At 39.3% G+C, this 18158-nt stretch carries 16 protein-coding genes and 1 tRNA gene; 11 read left to right on the top strand and 6 right to left on the bottom strand.

Annotated features, from left to right (window positions below):
* Positions 1–32: 32 nt before the first annotated feature.
* Positions 33–94: transfer RNA gene (locus AACH28_RS01795), tRNA-OTHER, on the bottom strand.
* 547 nt (positions 95–641) lie between these two features.
* Here AACH28_RS01795 and AACH28_RS01790 point away from each other — a divergent pair.
* Positions 642–1241: a hypothetical protein gene (locus AACH28_RS01790; protein WP_341832078.1), complete on the top strand. Its 600-nt coding sequence runs from the start codon at positions 642–644 to the stop codon at positions 1239–1241.
* 81 nt (positions 1242–1322) lie between these two features.
* Here the strand turns inward: AACH28_RS01790 and AACH28_RS01785 are convergent, their stop codons facing one another.
* The 3 genes from AACH28_RS01785 to AACH28_RS01775 form a co-directional block, all read right to left on the bottom strand.
* Positions 1323–2129, bottom strand: coding sequence for an amidohydrolase family protein (locus AACH28_RS01785; protein ID WP_341832077.1), 807 nt, complete (start codon positions 2127–2129; stop codon positions 1323–1325).
* Between the two features lie 23 nt (positions 2130–2152).
* Entirely contained in the window at positions 2153–2578 is a 426-nt protein-coding gene (locus AACH28_RS01780; RefSeq protein ID WP_341832076.1) for a hypothetical protein, read from the bottom strand.
* 77 nt (positions 2579–2655) lie between these two features.
* Positions 2656–3507: a helix-turn-helix transcriptional regulator gene (locus AACH28_RS01775; protein ID WP_341832075.1), complete on the bottom strand. Its 852-nt coding sequence runs from the start codon at positions 3505–3507 to the stop codon at positions 2656–2658.
* A 384-nt stretch (positions 3508–3891) separates the two neighbouring features.
* Here AACH28_RS01775 and AACH28_RS01770 point away from each other — a divergent pair, with 384 nt between their 5' ends.
* The 3 genes from AACH28_RS01770 to AACH28_RS01760 are packed head-to-tail and all read left to right on the top strand — an operon-like array spanning position 3892 to position 6055.
* Positions 3892–4506: a hypothetical protein gene (locus AACH28_RS01770; protein WP_088161617.1), complete on the top strand. Its 615-nt coding sequence runs from the start codon at positions 3892–3894 to the stop codon at positions 4504–4506.
* A 14-nt stretch (positions 4507–4520) separates the two neighbouring features.
* Entirely contained in the window at positions 4521–4874 is a 354-nt protein-coding gene (locus AACH28_RS01765) for a hypothetical protein (RefSeq protein WP_145326766.1), read from the top strand.
* Positions 4859–6055 (top strand): oxygenase MpaB family protein, encoded by a 1197-nt coding sequence (locus AACH28_RS01760; RefSeq protein WP_341832074.1) that lies wholly within the window; start codon positions 4859–4861, stop codon positions 6053–6055. Before AACH28_RS01765 ends, AACH28_RS01760 begins: the two co-directional genes overlap by 16 nt.
* Here AACH28_RS01760 and recR read toward each other — a convergent pair.
* Positions 6052–6666, bottom strand: coding sequence for a recombination mediator RecR (recR, locus tag AACH28_RS01755; RefSeq protein WP_341832073.1), 615 nt, complete (start codon positions 6664–6666; stop codon positions 6052–6054). The genes AACH28_RS01760 and recR overlap by 4 nt on opposite strands.
* 115 nt (positions 6667–6781) lie before the next feature.
* Between recR and AACH28_RS01750 the strand changes: the two genes are divergently transcribed.
* From AACH28_RS01750 to AACH28_RS01725, 6 genes are all read left to right on the top strand, one after another.
* Positions 6782–7486, top strand: a complete 705-nt coding sequence (locus AACH28_RS01750) for a TIGR00730 family Rossman fold protein (RefSeq protein WP_341833098.1) — start codon at positions 6782–6784, stop codon at positions 7484–7486.
* A gap of 212 nt (positions 7487–7698) precedes the next feature.
* On the top strand, positions 7699–8256 hold the full coding sequence (locus tag AACH28_RS01745) for an RNA polymerase sigma-70 factor (protein ID WP_341832072.1): 558 nt from the start codon (positions 7699–7701) through the stop codon (positions 8254–8256).
* 67 nt (positions 8257–8323) lie between these two features.
* Positions 8324–9463, top strand: coding sequence for a FecR domain-containing protein (locus tag AACH28_RS01740; protein WP_341832071.1), 1140 nt, complete (start codon positions 8324–8326; stop codon positions 9461–9463).
* Positions 9464–9498: 35 nt separating this feature from the next.
* Complete coding sequence (locus tag AACH28_RS01735; RefSeq protein ID WP_341832070.1) at positions 9499–12771, top strand: TonB-dependent receptor; 3273 nt, start codon at positions 9499–9501, stop codon at positions 12769–12771.
* An 18-nt stretch (positions 12772–12789) separates the two neighbouring features.
* A complete protein-coding gene (locus tag AACH28_RS01730; protein WP_341832069.1) occupies positions 12790–14340 on the top strand; it encodes a RagB/SusD family nutrient uptake outer membrane protein in 1551 nt (516 codons plus the stop codon).
* Positions 14341–14408: 68 nt separating this feature from the next.
* Positions 14409–15530 (top strand): DUF5009 domain-containing protein, encoded by a 1122-nt coding sequence (locus tag AACH28_RS01725; RefSeq protein ID WP_341832068.1) that lies wholly within the window; start codon positions 14409–14411, stop codon positions 15528–15530.
* A 560-nt stretch (positions 15531–16090) separates the two neighbouring features.
* On the opposite strand, the gene AACH28_RS01720 is transcribed toward AACH28_RS01725, so the two are convergent.
* Positions 16091–17551, bottom strand: a complete 1461-nt coding sequence (locus AACH28_RS01720) for an exonuclease domain-containing protein (RefSeq protein WP_341832067.1) — start codon at positions 17549–17551, stop codon at positions 16091–16093.
* A 261-nt stretch (positions 17552–17812) separates the two neighbouring features.
* On the opposite strand from AACH28_RS01720, the gene AACH28_RS01715 reads away from it, so the two are divergent.
* A complete protein-coding gene (locus AACH28_RS01715; RefSeq protein WP_341832066.1) occupies positions 17813–18106 on the top strand; it encodes a GNAT family N-acetyltransferase in 294 nt (97 codons plus the stop codon).
* The last annotated feature ends 52 nt before the right edge of the window (positions 18107–18158 follow it).

Below are 18158 nucleotides of genomic sequence, written 5' to 3'. Positions count from 1 at the left end.
TTATTCTAACCAGACTGAACTATCCTGATTGCTCAGGAGTAGGAATCGAACCTACGACCCACAACTAACTGCTTTGCTCTACCCTTGAGCTACCTTTTTTACAGGAGAGGATTCGAACCTCTAACACGAGCACTTTCCTTTCAACTTCTCGTTTTATCAGTATATTGAAGCTCATAGAGAACAATACTAACCTGCTATACTGAAACAGGTGACCAGGATGCCATCTGAAGAAGAAAGGCTCTTTTATACTTCATAATAAAGTATATATCTTAAAGCTTTTCGCTATAATTTCCATCAAAGAACGTTTGTCATTGTTGACATTACAAATATCGTTGGTTTACTACGCAGGGAATTTGCGTAACAATAAAAAGAAATAAGAAAAACCCATGAAAAACTCTATAGTACTGATATACAGATGATAAAAATAAATAATTGCTGTAAAAAAAGATTTAGAAGTCCTGAACTACGCAAATTCATTGCGTCTTAAATCGACATGGTAGACTTACGGCCCTCTGCATTGTTTCAAAAAGAATGGAAAATTAGATTTTTTGATGAATATTCTGTTGAATATAGTGGTAATCCGTGATCATGTTATCCAATTTATATCCTAATTTTATTCCAATATTAAGACGATATCAAAAATGAAAAGTTTATATGCAACAATAGGGCTGTTTTGCATGTTAGCAAGCTGTACAAATTCAGCGCAAGACCATAAAAGCGCTACTGCAAATCATCCTGCAAATCATCCTGCAAAGCAAATACCAATCAAAGACAGCACAAGGACAGCGGAGCAAGACACGGCAGTGGGTCAGCATCAGCAAGCAGAAGCTTGGTTGAAAGGAATTTTTCAATGTACAGGTTCCGCATCTGGGAAATATTGTTACTATCTGGATAAAGAGGACGCATTATGTACCAAGCGATTCCAAGCCTTTTTAAAAGATGCGAATGAAATTTACGGGCCCTCCAACCTCACAGATGAAGAACTACCCAAAGCTGAGGCAGCTTACAAGGCCAAATGGGGAAAAATCTACCCCTTATATACAGCGGAAACCTGGTTATTTGGAAGAGGTAATGACGACGCATTGGATATCAAGGATGTCAAAATCGACAGAGTAACTGAAAGCAAATTTATCGTATTTATTGATTACGGTAATGACATCCGAACAAAAAATGAAGTTCAATTGGTCAATGAGCAAGGTTCTTATAAAATAGATTATTGCAAGACGACTTTCCTACACTAAACGTTACCCCCAGCATTGAAAATGCCAATTTTCTAGACGATAAATTAGCATTTTCAATTTATGATTATTTGCTACTTTCAATTAAGCTTGGGAACTATTGTTCCATTTGACCACATTTCCCTGATGGATAAGCCCATAGACAGTTGAGATGCGAGAAACTGCTTCTGCAGAACAACTCGCATCGACAAAAAGGAGGTTAGCATCATCTCCAACTTTCGGCCATACGGAATTCCCTTGATCATCAAGCGGAATTTTGCCATTGGTCGCATAGCGAAGGCAACGGGATAACTCGAATTCAGTTTCATAACCATATAATTCCGCAGCTAGATTGGCTTTTTGAAGCATATTACCGCAACCGAAAGTACCCCAATGGTCCTGAACATTGTCGTTTCCTGCAAAAACTTCCACTCCCGCTTTTTTCAATTCCCGAAATGGCATCAACATATTGCGAAAAGGAACCGAACTGCAGATACCAACTTTCGCTTCTGCCAATCGTTCGGCCGTATGTGCTAAGTCCTTTTTCGGCATGTAACCTAAGGCGAAAGCATGACTGATAAATGTACGTCCCTGCAATACCGGATTTTCCAATGCTTTATCAATCAAATAATGTATGGTCTTAACACCTGATTCCCCTCCCTCATGCAAGTGGATATCGATTCCCTTGTTATTATCCAATGCAAGTTGAACGGTCAAGTCCATCGGTTTCTCAATACTGCCGTCAATACTAAAGGGATCCAAACCACCAATAAAATCCACCTGCCCCCATTTAGCTACCTCCTCCATTAGTTTCGCCGATTCTGTATAGAATAGACCGTGCTGGGGGAATGCGACCAGTTCTGCAGCAAATGAATATTTTAAATGTTCCAGCGCCTGTAACAAATGCTCCAATGACTTTGTTCCCGATGTTGGGTCTACATTAAAATGCGTACGTGCAAAATTTGTTCCGTAGCCCTCTGTAAAAGCGCGATTAACTTTTCGGCCCGTTCGACAGAGGTTTTCAACAACTCGGGGATAATCACCTGTTCCTTGGCAATCATATCTTTTACAGTTCTATTTTTTGGAAATACCGCCTTCCAGGGCAGGCCGTATAATGTTTTATCCAAATGAATATGCATGTCACGGAATGGTGGCAATGCCAATTTACCTTTCACATCAAAAGCTTTTCCATTCGCTACCGATTGCGCTCGCTCAATATTTTTTATTTTATTTGCCTCAATTTGAATATCAAATAATGCCGTTTTCGTAGCAACAATTTCGTCCTTCTCATAAAGAAAGCCTGTTTCTAGCAATACATTCTTCAACAAATATGTCTCTTGATTCTGATTGATTTCATTCATGCCTATATCATTTTTCACCAAAGCTAAGTGATTTGAGCCAATGATCTTTGTACGAATTATCACAGCTTATGTAGATATTATGGCTGTGCTTTAAACTGACTTGGCGTCATATTCGTATGGCTTTTAAAAAACTTGCTGAAGCTTGCATTGTCGTAAAACCCTAAATCAAAAACAATCGCTTTGATCGTTTTATCCGAAATTCTAAGCAATCGCTTTGCTTCCAGTAACACACGTTCCTGAATCAAAAATGAAGCTGATTTCTGTAAAACCCGATTACTTAACACATTCAGATAATTTGCCGAAATATTTAGCTTCTCGGCATAAAAAGCGACTGATTTTTCACTTTTATACCATTCATCGATAAGCTGCACAAATTTTGCCATAATTGGATTAGCCTGATATTGTTCATAATCATCATAATTATCCTGAACGATCTTGCTGATCAGAAGCGTAATTACTTTGACCCGTGCGTAAATCAATTCCCATAGGATCTCACCATCCTGTAAATCATCTGCAATTGCCTTGAATTCTGTCAATAACGACTGAAAATTGGCCGTTGAAAGATCAATGACCAAATGCTTAAGGTAATAGGAAATAGGAAATCGCAACGCAGGTAATAAGCTTTCGAACCAACGCCTACTGATCATGAGCTGCAGTGCATAGGTAGGATCGGCCATCTGCCACTGAAGCACCTGTCCCGGAAAAACCAGATGTAACTGATTTGCGCCTAGTACAAAACGGTCAAAATCTATTGTATGTGTGCCTACAGACTCCTGAAACAATAAAAGGATAAAAAAATCGTGTTTGTGCGGTTCACTAATTTCTCTAGGGCCAATGAGCTCATGAAAAAGCAAATCGCGGTCAGCGATAATCCCTTCCTGAAATTTCTGCAGGTCTAATATTGGAAAATGGTCGTTGGGTTGATACATAAACAGTATTCCAAAGATAGTATCTAAATATTAAAAACAAAAACTAGTGAGAGCTGGTAACAATGCTACAAATTACGACTAACTTATGACCAACTTCGTCCTGTAAGCACAGTGAGTCCACAGTGAGTCCACGTTGAGTCCACCTTTTTTAAGTGTATTTACTATGGATGCATCGTACAGACATACTGCTTACAGTCCGAAGTTGGTTACTCCTAGTCCATTATTTGTTCAAACGAAACTCTTATTGTTTGGACTCCCTGTATAAAAGAAAATTGTTACGATTATAACTATTGTTTAATATAAAAAAATGTTACTTTAACGCGGCTGCTAGGGTGTCAAGCGATATTGAATGCCGACGCCCCAAATCTAATTTAAAATCGAGAAATGCAAATCGAAATCGGTCGTATATTTTATGAAATAGTTCCCTGGAATAAAGATTATATCCAAATTTCGGGTAGTTCATCACCCTATCGTGTACATGCTCCGGCACATTGCGATGTTGCTTTCCTTAAAGAGTACATCAAGTTAAACCCGCCAGAAAGTAAATCGGAAGGTATATCCTATTCCTATCTAGAAAATCCCTACTACCTTTTTGGAAAACCTTATTTGGTCAAAATCTATCCTTCCACAACGCTAGCAACCGTTGAACTGACAGCTACAAGCATATGTGTATATCAAAAGAAGAGCACGAATACATTGAAATTACTGCACAAATGGAGTCAGGAATTACTCTATCATGAAATAATCAAGCAGATTGCTTATTGGGAAGAACAGTTGGATATATATGATGTAGCTACAGTAACCATCCATAAATTATCCAAAAACGATTTTAGAATCGTTGAAGGTGGATTTCATTTTTCAAATCGACTCATTGATTTCGAAAAAGAACACATCAATCTAATTATTCTAAAGGCTTTCTGTAAATTTGCTCATAAGACGCAAAAAGAAACAGAGGCAATTTTCAGTTTATATATTCCAAACTGGAGAGATCTTTATTAGTACAGCATAATAAGATGACAGAAATTAACATCAGAATCCAACTAAAAAAAGACGATTTAATCATACCATTCAGCAATCAAGATCTTATACCATTCATCGACAAACATCAGCAAGAAATCAATGATTACGTTATCGAGCAATTGGAAGATAAAGATGGCGCACCGCATTTAAGTGACTTTAGCATAAGTGGATTGACTTTTTATACAAATAGTACCGAAGGTTCTTTTAGACTTCATTTTAAAATTGATCGTCAATTTTGTTGTAGTGATCTCTCATCGTGTCAAATGGATTATATAGACTTTAAGTTTAATAAATCAAATGATAGTATCACACTAACTGGAAGTTATACCGTTTGGACAATTCAATAGAAGATATGCGAGTACCCGAACGTTATCAAGTTAATACAAGTTCATTTTCTTTTTATTGGTCAAAGGGTCTTGGTGTCGAATTGCTTCGCAAATTGCCGACGAAACTTTCCATCGCTGCTGCCGATCAATTTACTCCTTTACTCTATCAATTTGACAATAGCTGCGACCAACTTGTCGAGCAGCTACATCTAAAAATTGGTTTCCATCAAGGTCAACAACTGCTTAAAGATGCACTTGCAGGCAAGCCTATTGATGCAGCATATGAACATGTATTGCTGAATTTTTTAAATACATTAGATCTCAGCCCTTCTTGGTTAGATTGGGATAAAATAGAACAAGGCATTGGGCTCAGTCAACGTTCTGGTTTATCAGGACTTATTGTATTACGGGATTATGTCCTCATGGGGGGCTATGAATCCAGTGCGATCAATAAACCCTTAATCTTTACAGGTGCGTTAAAAAAAGGGGCTGTCAAACGACTCACCGAAACGGTAACCTTTTGGGTGGATATCACAGGCGATGATGCGCTGAAAAAGGGTAATATCGGCATAGAGGCCATTCTACTCACCCGATGTATCCATTCGTATGCGCGATTAAACATCCTAAAGCACGGTCAGTGGCAAACAGAAAAATGGGGTATTCCATTAAATACGTGGGATATGCTTGCAACCAATCTCGGATTTTCTCTTGTTTACCTAACAGGGCTAAAACGCATGAAATTCAATGTATTGAAAAATGAGGTTGAAGGTTTATTCCATGTCTGGAAATTTATCGGAACATTGCTGGGTATTCCAATGCAACTTCTCCCCGACACAGAGGAGCAAGCCATTGAAGCTTTGTATTATTGGACCATGACACAACAATCAGGAGATCAGGATAGTTTAGCTTTAGCAAAAGCGCTAATGGAAGAGCCCATTAAAGCAGCATACCCCACAAACAAATGGGGACGAAAGCTCATGCGCGAAATTCATCTCTACTACAATCATTATCTATTGGGAGACTATTCCTGTTCACTATTGGGTTTAAAGAAGACGGTACTCGGTAAAATGGCTTATGTGAATATCTTAAAAAATAAAAAAGCAAATCGTATGGTTACCGACAGCTTATGGCGACAACAACAAATTGACAAAGGAAGAAAAGTACACGAAGGCGTGAAACAAATCTATCTGAAATACAATTAACCAACGTTGCGCTCGTAAGGCACCCGTGTCGCAATGGAGCGTCCCAGGGTTAGCTCATCGACATATTCCAACTCGCCACCAAAGGCAATACCGCGGGCAATCGTTGTAATTTTTACATAAAATTCACGCAATTTACGGTATAAATAAAAAATGGTGGTATCCCCTTCCATTGTTGCTGAAAGGGCTAAAATAACTTCTTCTACCTCACCTCTTTGGATTCGATTAATTAACCCTTCGATTTTTAGATCAGCAGGGCCAATACCATCCATTGGCGAAATTAATCCTCCCAATACATGATATACACCTTGATAGGAATTTGTATTTTCGATGGCCATCACGTCTCGCGTGTCTTCTACAACACAGATCAAACTTTTATCGCGTTTGAATGAGGCGCATATCTCACATATACTGTGGTCAGAAATATTGAAACATTCTTGGCAATATTGAATATCTTCTTTCAAGCGATCGATAGAGGCCGTAAAACGCGCTACATCTGCATCGGATTGCTTCAACAGATGCAAAACCAGTCTTAATGCCGTCTTTTGTCCCACGCCAGGTAATTTTCCAAATTCGGCAACTGCGTTCTCGAGAAGTTTAGAAGAAAAATTCATAATGCAAATGTAAGAATAATCCGAAAAAGTAGCTAGTATTAAAAAAATAGCTATATTGTATTCCTTTTTGAAAAATTAGGTTTTAGAAATTAAATGTATAACGTTATATATGGACATTACAAAAGAAGATAAAATTATCCGCGCATTTGAAAACAAAACATGGCAGGAAATTAAAGTAAAGGACTCATGGCAGATTTTTAAAGTGATGTCAGAGTTTGTGGATGGGTTTGAGAAATTAGCAAAAATTGGCCCCTGTGTTTCAATATTTGGATCAGCACGTACCCCACGCGAACACAAATATTATCAAATGGCGGTAGATATTGCTAGCTTATTGACGGAACGCGGTTATGGTATTATCTCCGGTGGTGGACCGGGTATTATGGAGGCAGCCAATAAGGGCGCCTACGAATCTGGAGGGAAGTCTGTTGGTCTAAACATTGAATTGCCATTCGAGCAATTTCACAACAAATATATTGACCGCGACAAATTGCTTGAATTTAAGTACTTTTTCGTCAGAAAGGTCATGTTTATGAAGTATTCTCAAGGATATATTGTTATGCCTGGAGGTTTCGGAACCATGGACGAACTTTTTGAAGCAATCACACTGATTCAAACCGGTAAAATTGCGCGTTTTCCAATCGTATTGGTCGGCTCTGAATATTGGAAAGGATTAATGGACTGGGTTCAAAATACAATGATTTTAAACAAATATATCAGTGAAGAGGATTTAAAACTATTTCGAATTGTGGATACTGCCGAGGAAGCAGCTGATCATATTTTCCGATTCTACGATAAATACTTGTTGAAACCAAACTTCTAAGAAGCACCACTTCAAAAAAGGAGTATCTGTTGATTCAGATACTCCTTTTTTTTGTCTATTCGAAGCTGCTATCCTTTGTAAAATACGCGTTTAGCTGCTTAAAGCCAGCTTTTATATATTAAAGTTGCATTATTCATAATTTAGTCCCTACATTTATAGCGCAATTAGCATTTCACGTCGTATAACCATAGAAAAACAAATTATTGTCTTGCATGAAAGATTTTGGAAGCCATTCAGATGAAGAGTTGATCGTGTTGATTCAACAAGACGATAGCTTAGCTTTCGAAGCTTTGTATGATCGCTATTGGAAAAAGCTTTATTACCAGGCGGCCCGCAAAACAAATTCACTGGAAGATGCGCAGGAAATTGTACAAAATATCTTTACCTCGCTTTGGCTGAGACGCCATCAACTCCAAATTGAAAGCAATCTCGCCTCCTACCTCGCTGTGGCCGTTAAATACAAAGTATTTAAATATCTCGCACAACAATACAAGCAGGAAGCTTTTAAGCATGATACGGAATGGGTGGATTTTGATAACTCGACGGAAAATTGGCTCCAGTTTGAGGAGCTTCGTGTTCGGCTAGATCAACTTGTTTCGGAACTGCCTGAAAAATGCCAGCTTGTTTTCAGATTATCCCGCGAAGAAGGACTCTCCTATAAACAGATCGCTGAAAGTATGAATATCTCTGTGAAAACTGTCGAAACCCAATTAAGCCGTGCCTTAAAAAAAATACGCACTGGTATTCAGCGCTTTCTGATTACTTTGTAGTTTTTTTTCTCTTCTTGTCAGGGTATCAGCCCAATTTAGGGACTCTATATATAAATAACCCCTAAATATGGTTGATCATAATCAATTCCGGATAAAGCAATTGGCTTATAAATGGCTTCAAGGCACATGTACCCCTGAAGAAGAAGCCGAACTGCAACAATGGTATGAAACAAGTAATGGCGAACCTCTCCCTATCCCCGAGGAGCTCGCAACAGATGAACAACAACTCAAAGAGCTGTTATTCTTACATATCAAGCAGGAAATCCAAGCGTCAAAAATCAAGCGAATTCCACAATGGATGAAATTGGGTGGAATAGCTGCTGCTTTGGCACTGTTATTTATATTGCCCCTTTACCTTGTTAAAAGAACAACCGAAGATAGCCCGCAGGTAGCCGCGAAGACGCAACAGCAAGTTCATCCGGGCATTAAAGCAGCCGTATTAACTTTAGCCGACGGAACTAAAATTGACCTTTCTGCCCACCAAAAAAGCGTTCTCCATCAGGATGAACAGGTGAAAGTCGTTACAACTGCTGCCGGAACCGTGCAATATCAATTTACAGCCAGTAAGAATACCGCTGCTAGCCGTACCAATACCATTGAAACGCCGATTGGAACAGAATATGCGATAATTTTGGCCGATGGCAGTAAGGTATGGCTAAACGCTGGCTCCGTGCTGACATTTCCTGAATCTTTTGCGTCAAATAGCCGTGAAGTAAAATTATCTGGTGAAGCCTATTTTGAAGTCAGCCACGATAGTAATCGACCATTCTATGTGCGATCGAATGAACAAACCATTCGCGTATTCGGAACACATTTTAATGTAAGCTCCTATCCAAATGAAAACAATAAAACCACACTTATAGCAGGCTCTGTACAAGTCTCGCAATTCGGCAAGTCAAAAATGCTGAAACCTGGTCAAGCGGCATTTACCACAGGCGGGAATCTTATCGTAGCAGAAGCTAATATCGAAGAGGCAATGGCCTGGAAAAATGGCTTTTTCTATTTTGAATCGACACCAATAAAAGATGCACTCGCTGCCATAAAACGCTGGTACAATGTAGATATTGTCTATAAAGGAACAAATGAAAAGCGTGAGCTGACAGGAAAAATAAAACGTAATTCAACGGCCCAGCAACTGGTTGAGACCCTTAACTTCCTGGATATAAAATGTCGATTGCAAAACAATAAAATTGAAGTTGAACTCTAAATTATTTAATATAAAACAAACTTACCCAACTAATTATGTATAAACTTAAAACCATCCAGGGGGCTGGTAAAAAGGCAAAACTATTTGCTGCTTTACTCGCTATCCAATGCGTTTCCCATGCAAATAATTTGGCGATGGCGAATGTAAACCAAACTAAAATCAAGTTACAAGACAAGGAATACACTTTGGCAAAGTTTGCTAAAGAGATCGAGCGTCAGAGTTCTTATGTGTTTCTGTACGATAACTCGCAGATTAATGATAACCAAAAAATCCGAATAAACCATAAAGATGGTTCTATTGTTGAAATTCTGGATGACAACCTGAAAGAGCTATCGTATTCTTATAAAATTGTCAACAACACCATTGTCCTAAAAAGGAAAACAGATGATATGCCCTTAAGAAACACGATCAATGTACAACAGCTTGTCAAAGGGCGCGTTTCCGATAGCGATGGTAAAGCATTAACAGGGGTCACAATCCGCAATACAACAACAGGTAAACAAACGGAAACAGACAGTAAAGGTGAATTCTCGATTGAAGCAACCTCTACACATCAACTGAGCTTTAGTTCGATAGGTTATGAGACTATCAGTAGTACGGTAGGTTCCAATAGTTACCTCAATATACAGATGAAAACTGCCAACAACCAACTGGAGCAGATCGTTGTGGTCGGTTTTGGAACACAGAAAAAAAAGGACATCACGGGAGCCATTGCAACCATAAGCACAAAGGATATTGAAGATCGCCCTGTGACCCAATTGGCGAGTGCCATGGAAGGTAAAATGGCGGGGGTAGAAATTGTAAAATCCTCCGGACAACCGCAAGCTGGCTTCTCCATTCGTGTTCGTGGAACCTCTACAATTACTGCAGGTAGCAACCCATTATACATTGTAGATGGTGTCCCTACAGAAAATATATCGGAGCTCAATCCATCAGATATTCAAAGCATTTCGGTCTTAAAAGATGCTGCTTCTGCCGCTGTCTACGGATCGTCAGGAGCCAATGGCGTGGTGTTGATTACGACCAAAAGAGGAACAAACGGTAAGACACAGGTAAATTTCGAAACCTATCAAGGATTTTCAGCCATCAGAAAAAAGCCTAGTGTTCTAAATGCGGTACAATATAGAGAATTAATGACTGAGATGGGAGAAGCCTTGGATTGGTCGAAATATACCGATGATACGAACTGGCCAGATCAGTTATTCCGCACCGGCCACAGCCAAAAATACCAGGCTTCAGTACGCGGTGGAGATGAAAAGACAGGGTTTTACATCTCTGGATCTTATCAAAAAGATAATGGTACAGTCATCACAAATACAGTAAACAAGGTCAATTTCAAGGTCAATTTAGATCATCAGATCAATAAAATCTTTAAAGTCGGGACAAGCTTATCTTACAACCGTTGGTACGATGTGGACATTAACGAGAATTCCCGAAATGGAGTCATCATGAATGCTTATCTAGGCTCTCCAGTCATCGGCATATACGGTGATAAGGGGGCTTTCACAGTAGATCCATTCTATACGGATCTCGACAACCCCGTTGCATTGGCAACAGGCAACGAGCACAGCTATATCAACAACAGATTTACAGGAAATGCCTTTGTGGAAGCCAATATCCTACCTGGATTAAAATTCAAATCGCTGTTTGGGTATGAGAAATTTAACAACCAGTACCGCACTTTTGTGGATCCGTTCCGCACGACGGAGGGTAGAAAATATAAAGGAATGGCGACGCTCCAGCAGCAGGATAATCAGTATTGGATGTCCGAAAATACATTAAACTACGACAGAACTTTTAGTGACAAGCACCACTTCACAGGTTTACTAGGTTATATTACCACTAAAACACAAACAACAATCTCAAATATCGCTACCCAGAATTTTGCTAATCCAGCAATTCACACCGTTAATGGAGGTTCGATGATTACGGAGATGCCAACAGCGATAGATGCTGCTGTATCCACTGTTTCTGGCATTGCAAAAATCGGTTATGATTATAACGACAAATACTTATTTACAGCAAATCTGAGAGCTGACGCGTCATCTGTATTCGGGCCTAATAACCGTTGGGGTTACTTCCCTTCTTTCTCTGCCGGCTGGCGTTTATCCAATGAAGATTTCTTTAGTTCCCTGAAAAACACAGTAAACGATTTGAAAATCCGCGCTAGTTGGGGTAAGGTTGGAAATAGCCAAATTCCGGCCTTTTCCTATCTTGGTTTAGTTGACGTCACGGGATCGTACAATATCGGCGATCAGGTTGTACCGGGGTATACACCTGCTACCTTGGACAACCCCAATCTAAAATGGGAAACAACAAACCAGACCGACATTGGTGTGGATGCCAGTTTCTTTAATTCCAGATTGATATTTGGTGCAGATTATTATGCAAAAAGGACTGTAGGCCTACTTCTCAACTCAAGAGTTCCGTATAGTTCCGGTTACAGAACTGCGTTGAAAAACCTCGGCGACCTACAGAATAAAGGTTTCGAATTCGAATTGAGTAGCCGAAATTTCGTTCACGATTTCAAATGGAATACAACAGTTACCTTTGGGCTCAATCGCAATAAAGTACTGAATATTGATGGCGGGACCTACTATGACGGAAATATTGATGGCCGCGGCAATAGTACGATTGCAAAAGAAGGGGTTGCATTGGGATCATTCTGGGGCTATGTCGCGAAAGGCGTCAATCCAGACACCGGAGATATGATCTATCAGATGGCCGATCCTGAAGCAGGTCTTCAAACGAGTGATATGGCTATCATTGGTAATGCTACACCAAAATTCTCTTATGGCATGACAAATGATTTCAGCTATAAGAACTTCAGCTTTTCTTTTTTCTTACAGGGTGTACAGGGAAATGATATCCTTAATGCGACACGTATTTATACAGAAGGTATGTGGGAACCGAGAAACCAAAGTGCTGCCGTGTTAAACAGATGGACAGTCAATAACAAAAATAGTACTATGCCGCGTCCGGATCTAAACAATACAGATGACAACTACAATTCACAGATTTCTTCCCGTTTTGTAGAGAAAGGTTCCTACCTCAGGGTAAAATCGATGACTTTGGCCTATACCCTGCCTAAACAAGTGCTTGAAAGATGGAAGCTCAATAAGGTCCGTTTTTATGTGACAGGCGAGAATCTGTTAACATTCACAAAATACTCAGGTTTAGATCCTGAGGTAAGCATGTACGGGGGAACTAACCAGCAAACCGTGAGCTCCAATATGGCACCGGGCATCGATTTTGGTACTTCGCCACAGGCACGCACCTTTATTGTTGGTTTAAACCTAACTTTTTAACCTTTTAGCTTACAAACAATGAAATCAACTAGATATACCTCATTAGCCATCGCCTTATTGGCTTCTCTTGCTCTAAATTCCTGCAAAAAGTTTTTAGATCTTCAGCCTACCTCCACGGTAACGAGTGAAAATGCCTATCTCACCGGAGACAATATTGAGAAAGCATTAAACGGGGCCTATAATTCTTTTATAGGCAATGGTACCCGCCCAGGAAGCAATGCCAATTATTATCAATGGGAGATGATTTTACAGACCGATATCCGTTCGGACAATGCGCATGCGGCCGGTGGTGGTGAGATAGACTTTGCACAAATTGACTATAATAACATCACCAATACCAATGAAATGGTACGCAGGGACTGGGAAGAACTGTATGGAGCAATCTCAAAATGCAATATCGTTATTGACAACGTTGATAAAGTCACAGATCCTACTTTTTCGGATGAAAGACGCAAACAAATTCTTGGAGAAGCTTCATTTTTAAGAGCCTTCCATTATTATCAGTTGGTCAAACTTTACGGTGGTGTACCCTTGGAAAAACACTCCAACAGTACCGATGCCGAAGTATTACGCATCAAGCGATCAACTGTAGAGGAGGTTTATGATTTTATAGATTCGGATCTACAAGTGGCAGCAAACAATCTTCCCGATGGATTTGGGCAAGCCTCTATCGACAAGGTTAGAGCTACAAAAGGTGCAGCAAATGCCTTGCTGACCAAGATATGGGCACAACGCCCTGATCGAGATTACAATAAGGTATTGCAATACGCCGATGCAGTGATTACTGGAAAAGGTGGCTATCAGCTCCTTCAAAACTATGCGGATCTTTTTGACGGTAAACATAACTATAACAGTGAATCCATCATAGAGATTCCCTATATCGCCGGCAGTCCCAATCTAAGCTGTTGGGGTGGTGCATTCTTTTTCCCGGATCTTGATGAAAATGGCCAAATCAACGAAAACGAATGGCGCCGGTATGGCACACCTTCGAAAGATCTAGTCGAAGCTTATGACAGCGCTGGCGACACTGAACGAAAGAATGCCAACATCTGGTTTTTCTCTGTCCCTTGGGCAGATGAGTTCTGGAACCCTTGTGGAGATGCCGATACAGAAATACCATTTAATGTAAAGCAAAAACATGCCAACAGCTTCCAAAGTGGCGATCATTTTTACCTTTTGCGGCTTGCGGACATCATTCTGCTTAAAGCAGAGGCTCAAAACGCCTTGGGAAATACTTCTGGTGCGATAAACACCATTAACGTCATACGTCATCGCGCAGGGCTGTCCGATTTATCCGGTGTCAGCTCCAGTGCACTAAAGGCCATCATTCTCAACGAGCGGCGATTGGAACTTGCTTTCGAAGGTCAACGTTGGGATGATTTAAATCGTTATGGTGTCACGGTAGATGTAATGAATAAACTAAATGAAATAAAATTTACATGCGATAACGGCAAACAGAGCAACCCCACGTTAATTAAGTATAATTTTAACCAAAATAGCCTGCTCCTTCCAATACCATTATTGGAACTGCAGGCAAATCCGAGCCTGACTCAAAATCCAGGCTATTAATTAGACCAAGCATAGGCTGTTCAAAGGATTAATTTCTTGAACAGCCTTTTTTACTAATATACTTTGTTATGACTCGTTTTAAATCACTGGATATTTTCCGTGGGTTTACACTCGCGGCTATGATTCTCGTCAATAATCCCGGCAACTATCATCATGTATTTCCTCAACTTGAACACTCCATCTGGCATGGATGTACGTTTACAGATCTTATATTTCCATTTTTCTTATTTGCTGTCGGAAACTCAATGGCATTTTCTTTAAAAAATAGTGATCAGCTGGCACCAGGACTGTACTGGAATAAAATTGTCAAAAGAACAATCATCCTTTTTCTACTCGGTCTGTTTTTAAATATTTTCCCTTTTGTAGAATGGAATAGTCTTCACCAGCTCGAGTGGATTCACGTTGCCAAGTATAGGTATTTTGGGGTGCTGCAGCGTATTGCGCTCTGCTATTTCAGTACGGCGATTATACTATACTATTTTAGAGACAAAGGTGCGGCCACTATTAGTATCTTGCTCCTATTAGTTTATTGGCTAATTTGCTATTCTGGTAATCCAACAGATCCATATAGTCTGGAGGGGTGGTTTGGAACGGCACTGGATATCCGAATCTTTGGTGCATCCCATCTCTATCACGGCGAGGGAACAGCGTTTGATCCAGAGGATATCTGGAGCGTATTACCGGCCATCAGTCAAACGATATTCGGGTATATTACCGGAAAGTACATTATTCAAAAACTGACAGGAAAAAGGGAGCTGATGAACCTATTTATCGTAGGTCTGTCCTTTATCCTGATTGGCTATCTATGGTCATTTGTTTTTCCTATTAATAAGAAGATCTGGACCAGCAGCTACTCCGTATTCAGCACTGGAATTGCACTCTCTTTTCTTGGTATATTAATCTATCTTATCGAATTTCAAAACATCAAAGGGATAATTTACACTGTCCTTGACGATTTCGGTAAGAATACACTATTTATCTATTGTCTTAGCGGCTTAATCCCTACGATTTGTTCTTTTGTTCTCATCGGAGATACGCATCAAAATCTCTGGAACTTAAGCTACCATTCCCTGTTTGATAGCTGGCAAAACCAACGATTATCCTCCGCTCTATTTGCGCTGCTATTTGTGGCTTTGAATTGGTTGATCGCATATTGCCTACGGAAGAAAAAGATCTATATCAAAATCTAGGTCAAGGTGTCTTTGGCTCAAAATAGGCAATCTGAATAATAAGAATAAAAAAAAGGGCCAAGGCCCTTTTTATATATAAAGATATGGATAAGATATACCGCAGCTACTTTTAGAAAACGCCCCATCTTTGTTTTACTAATTCCGCTATTACAGTATGCTGACACTAAAATAGCTCAAACTAACTACACAGAGAAAAAATTTAGGGGGACAAAGGGGGGACAAAAGGCAATCACCTGAAAAACAGCAAATTGAAACACATATTTAAATAAAAAAAAACGCTAATTTATTTTGAATAATCATAATAGAAGTCATACTTCGCTTAAAATTCTTGTCCGGAAATATAAAAAAAAGAAAACCTGAGGTTGGGAGCCCCAGGTTTTAACTAACCAATTATTAACCTAAATTATGAAAAGTCTTTTTTTAATATTCTACACAAAGAATATTTCAACTATTGGACCAAAATCGCGCATAAATTACTATTTCACATTTCTTTAACAGATTACTGAGATTGAAATGACTAAACGCAAGACATTTCCAAAATAAGAATAGAAAATATACTGTTAAAAGAAATTAAAGAGGCTATTCGGAGCCAATTTTTCATAAGAGAAATCAGGTTCTGCCGCAACATCAGGTAAAATCTTTGATTTTGTTAAGAAATGTATTTTAGCGGGTTGTCTTTCTGCTGCCATTTTGACCAATTCCATCATGTAGTGATTGCTCTGATATCTTTTAACTTGTCCTTTTATATCTTCAAACCTGCTATACTGGCCGTATTGATCAATATATCCCATTCCATAAAAAACACCATTTTCAATGACAATACAGCTTTTTTCATCGGAATTACGTCCTTTATCGATCAATACAAAGGATGGCTGCTGTTTGAGCCAATCCTCGATACAACGTTCCACCCGGGTATTGTGTAGGTCTCGATCGGGAAATTCGGTCTTCTTTAAAGCTTTCGTAGACAAACTGGCGTGCCCAAACTGACAAAATTGCGGATTAATAGCGTCCTGCTGAATAAAGCTTTGCAACAACTGTATAGCGTCATATTCCCGCTGAAACAACTGAATACATTCTTGTCCCCTTGTTGTCTTCCCAATTGCCAGATGGAGATAGCCATTTTGATCTTCATAAGAGAACAAACCAAATTTAGGCTCATACCGTTTAAGTGCTCTATTATATTTTGGCCAGAATTTTTTGATTTCAGCACATTCCAACAACAATGACATCAGCTCTGTCCCGCAGCACTCATAACTTATATGATGAATTTCTTTTAAGAAATGTTGCCTTTGCGCTTGAATATTATTCCCTGTAAAATGAGATAATACTCTTTTTTTTATATTGACGGCCTTGCCAACATAAATTACTTTTCCAGCTTTGTCGTGAAAATAATAGACTCCAGCCTCGTTGGGCAATTGTTCATATTCCAAGGGATTTAAATGCGGTGGAAAACGTTGATCTAGCGCTTTATGTTTAATCATATCCTGAAATACCTGTTCGGTATCTAGCACTTTCAAATAAGCAAAGAGAATGGCTGTTGCATCAGCGTCGCCACCCGCACGGTGCCTATTTTCAATCGGGATATCTAGATAATCACATAGGCGTCCCAAACTATAGGACAATAATCCCGGCTTTATTTTTCGCGCATAGCGTACTGTACACAATTTAATCGCCGACCACTCGAAACCCGATTCCTGAAGCTGAAATCGAATGAATGAATAATCAAAATTTACATTATGCGCAACAAAAATACGGTCTTTGAGCATTTCATAAATGTGCTCGGCTACCTGATCAAATAACGGAGCGTCCTTCACCATGTCATTGTCTATGCCCGTAAGCGCAAAAATCGAATTCGGAATCTCTTTCCCTGGATTCACCAAGGTCTCCCAACGTTCCAAAACCTGATTACCATCATGAATAACAATGGCAACCTCTGTGATCCTGCTCGATTTTGCATTGCCACCTGTAGTCTCTATGTCCACAATGGCAAACTCTTGTTTTTTGCTTTGATTTACCCTCATAACGCAAAGCAAACATACTAAAAATATTAGCTATTCAAAAAAAATCCCCGCACTTTTACAAAATACGGGGAAACCAATTATATAATCCAAATAATGAAAATAGCAATTTTTAGAAGCTACCTGAAGATACGACAATAATTAACCAAATGATTAAAACAACAGATTTATTACAAAACTACGCTCCACCCAGCGAAAACTGTTCATGTTATATATTGTTGAATTTTGTTTATTTTGTAATTTCCTTTAATTATCTTCAAGCTCATGGAAGTAATACAAAAAAATAACGACAAACATGGTAGCTTTGAGGTTATCGATCAGGAAAATTCCGTTGCACAAATGACATACACTTGGGCTGGCCCTACAAAATTCATCATAGATCATACAGAAGTGGGCTCCGAGTATGCTGGGAAAGGGCTAGGCAAACAAATGTTAATGGCAGCAGTTGCTTATGCCCGCAGAGAACATTTAAAAATTATGCCACTATGTCCATTTGCAAAATCAGTTTTTGATAAGGATCCCACATTAGCCGATGTACTTTTTTATAACCTCTCCTAATAATGAGAAGAAGGTTAGGCTTTTTTCAAAGAAAACCTAACCTTTTTTTATC

It is taken from the genome of Sphingobacterium thalpophilum, from assembly GCF_038396785.1.
GTDB lineage: Bacteria > Bacteroidota > Bacteroidia > Sphingobacteriales > Sphingobacteriaceae > Sphingobacterium > Sphingobacterium thalpophilum_A.
This window is presented reverse-complemented; position numbering and strand designations above follow the sequence as displayed.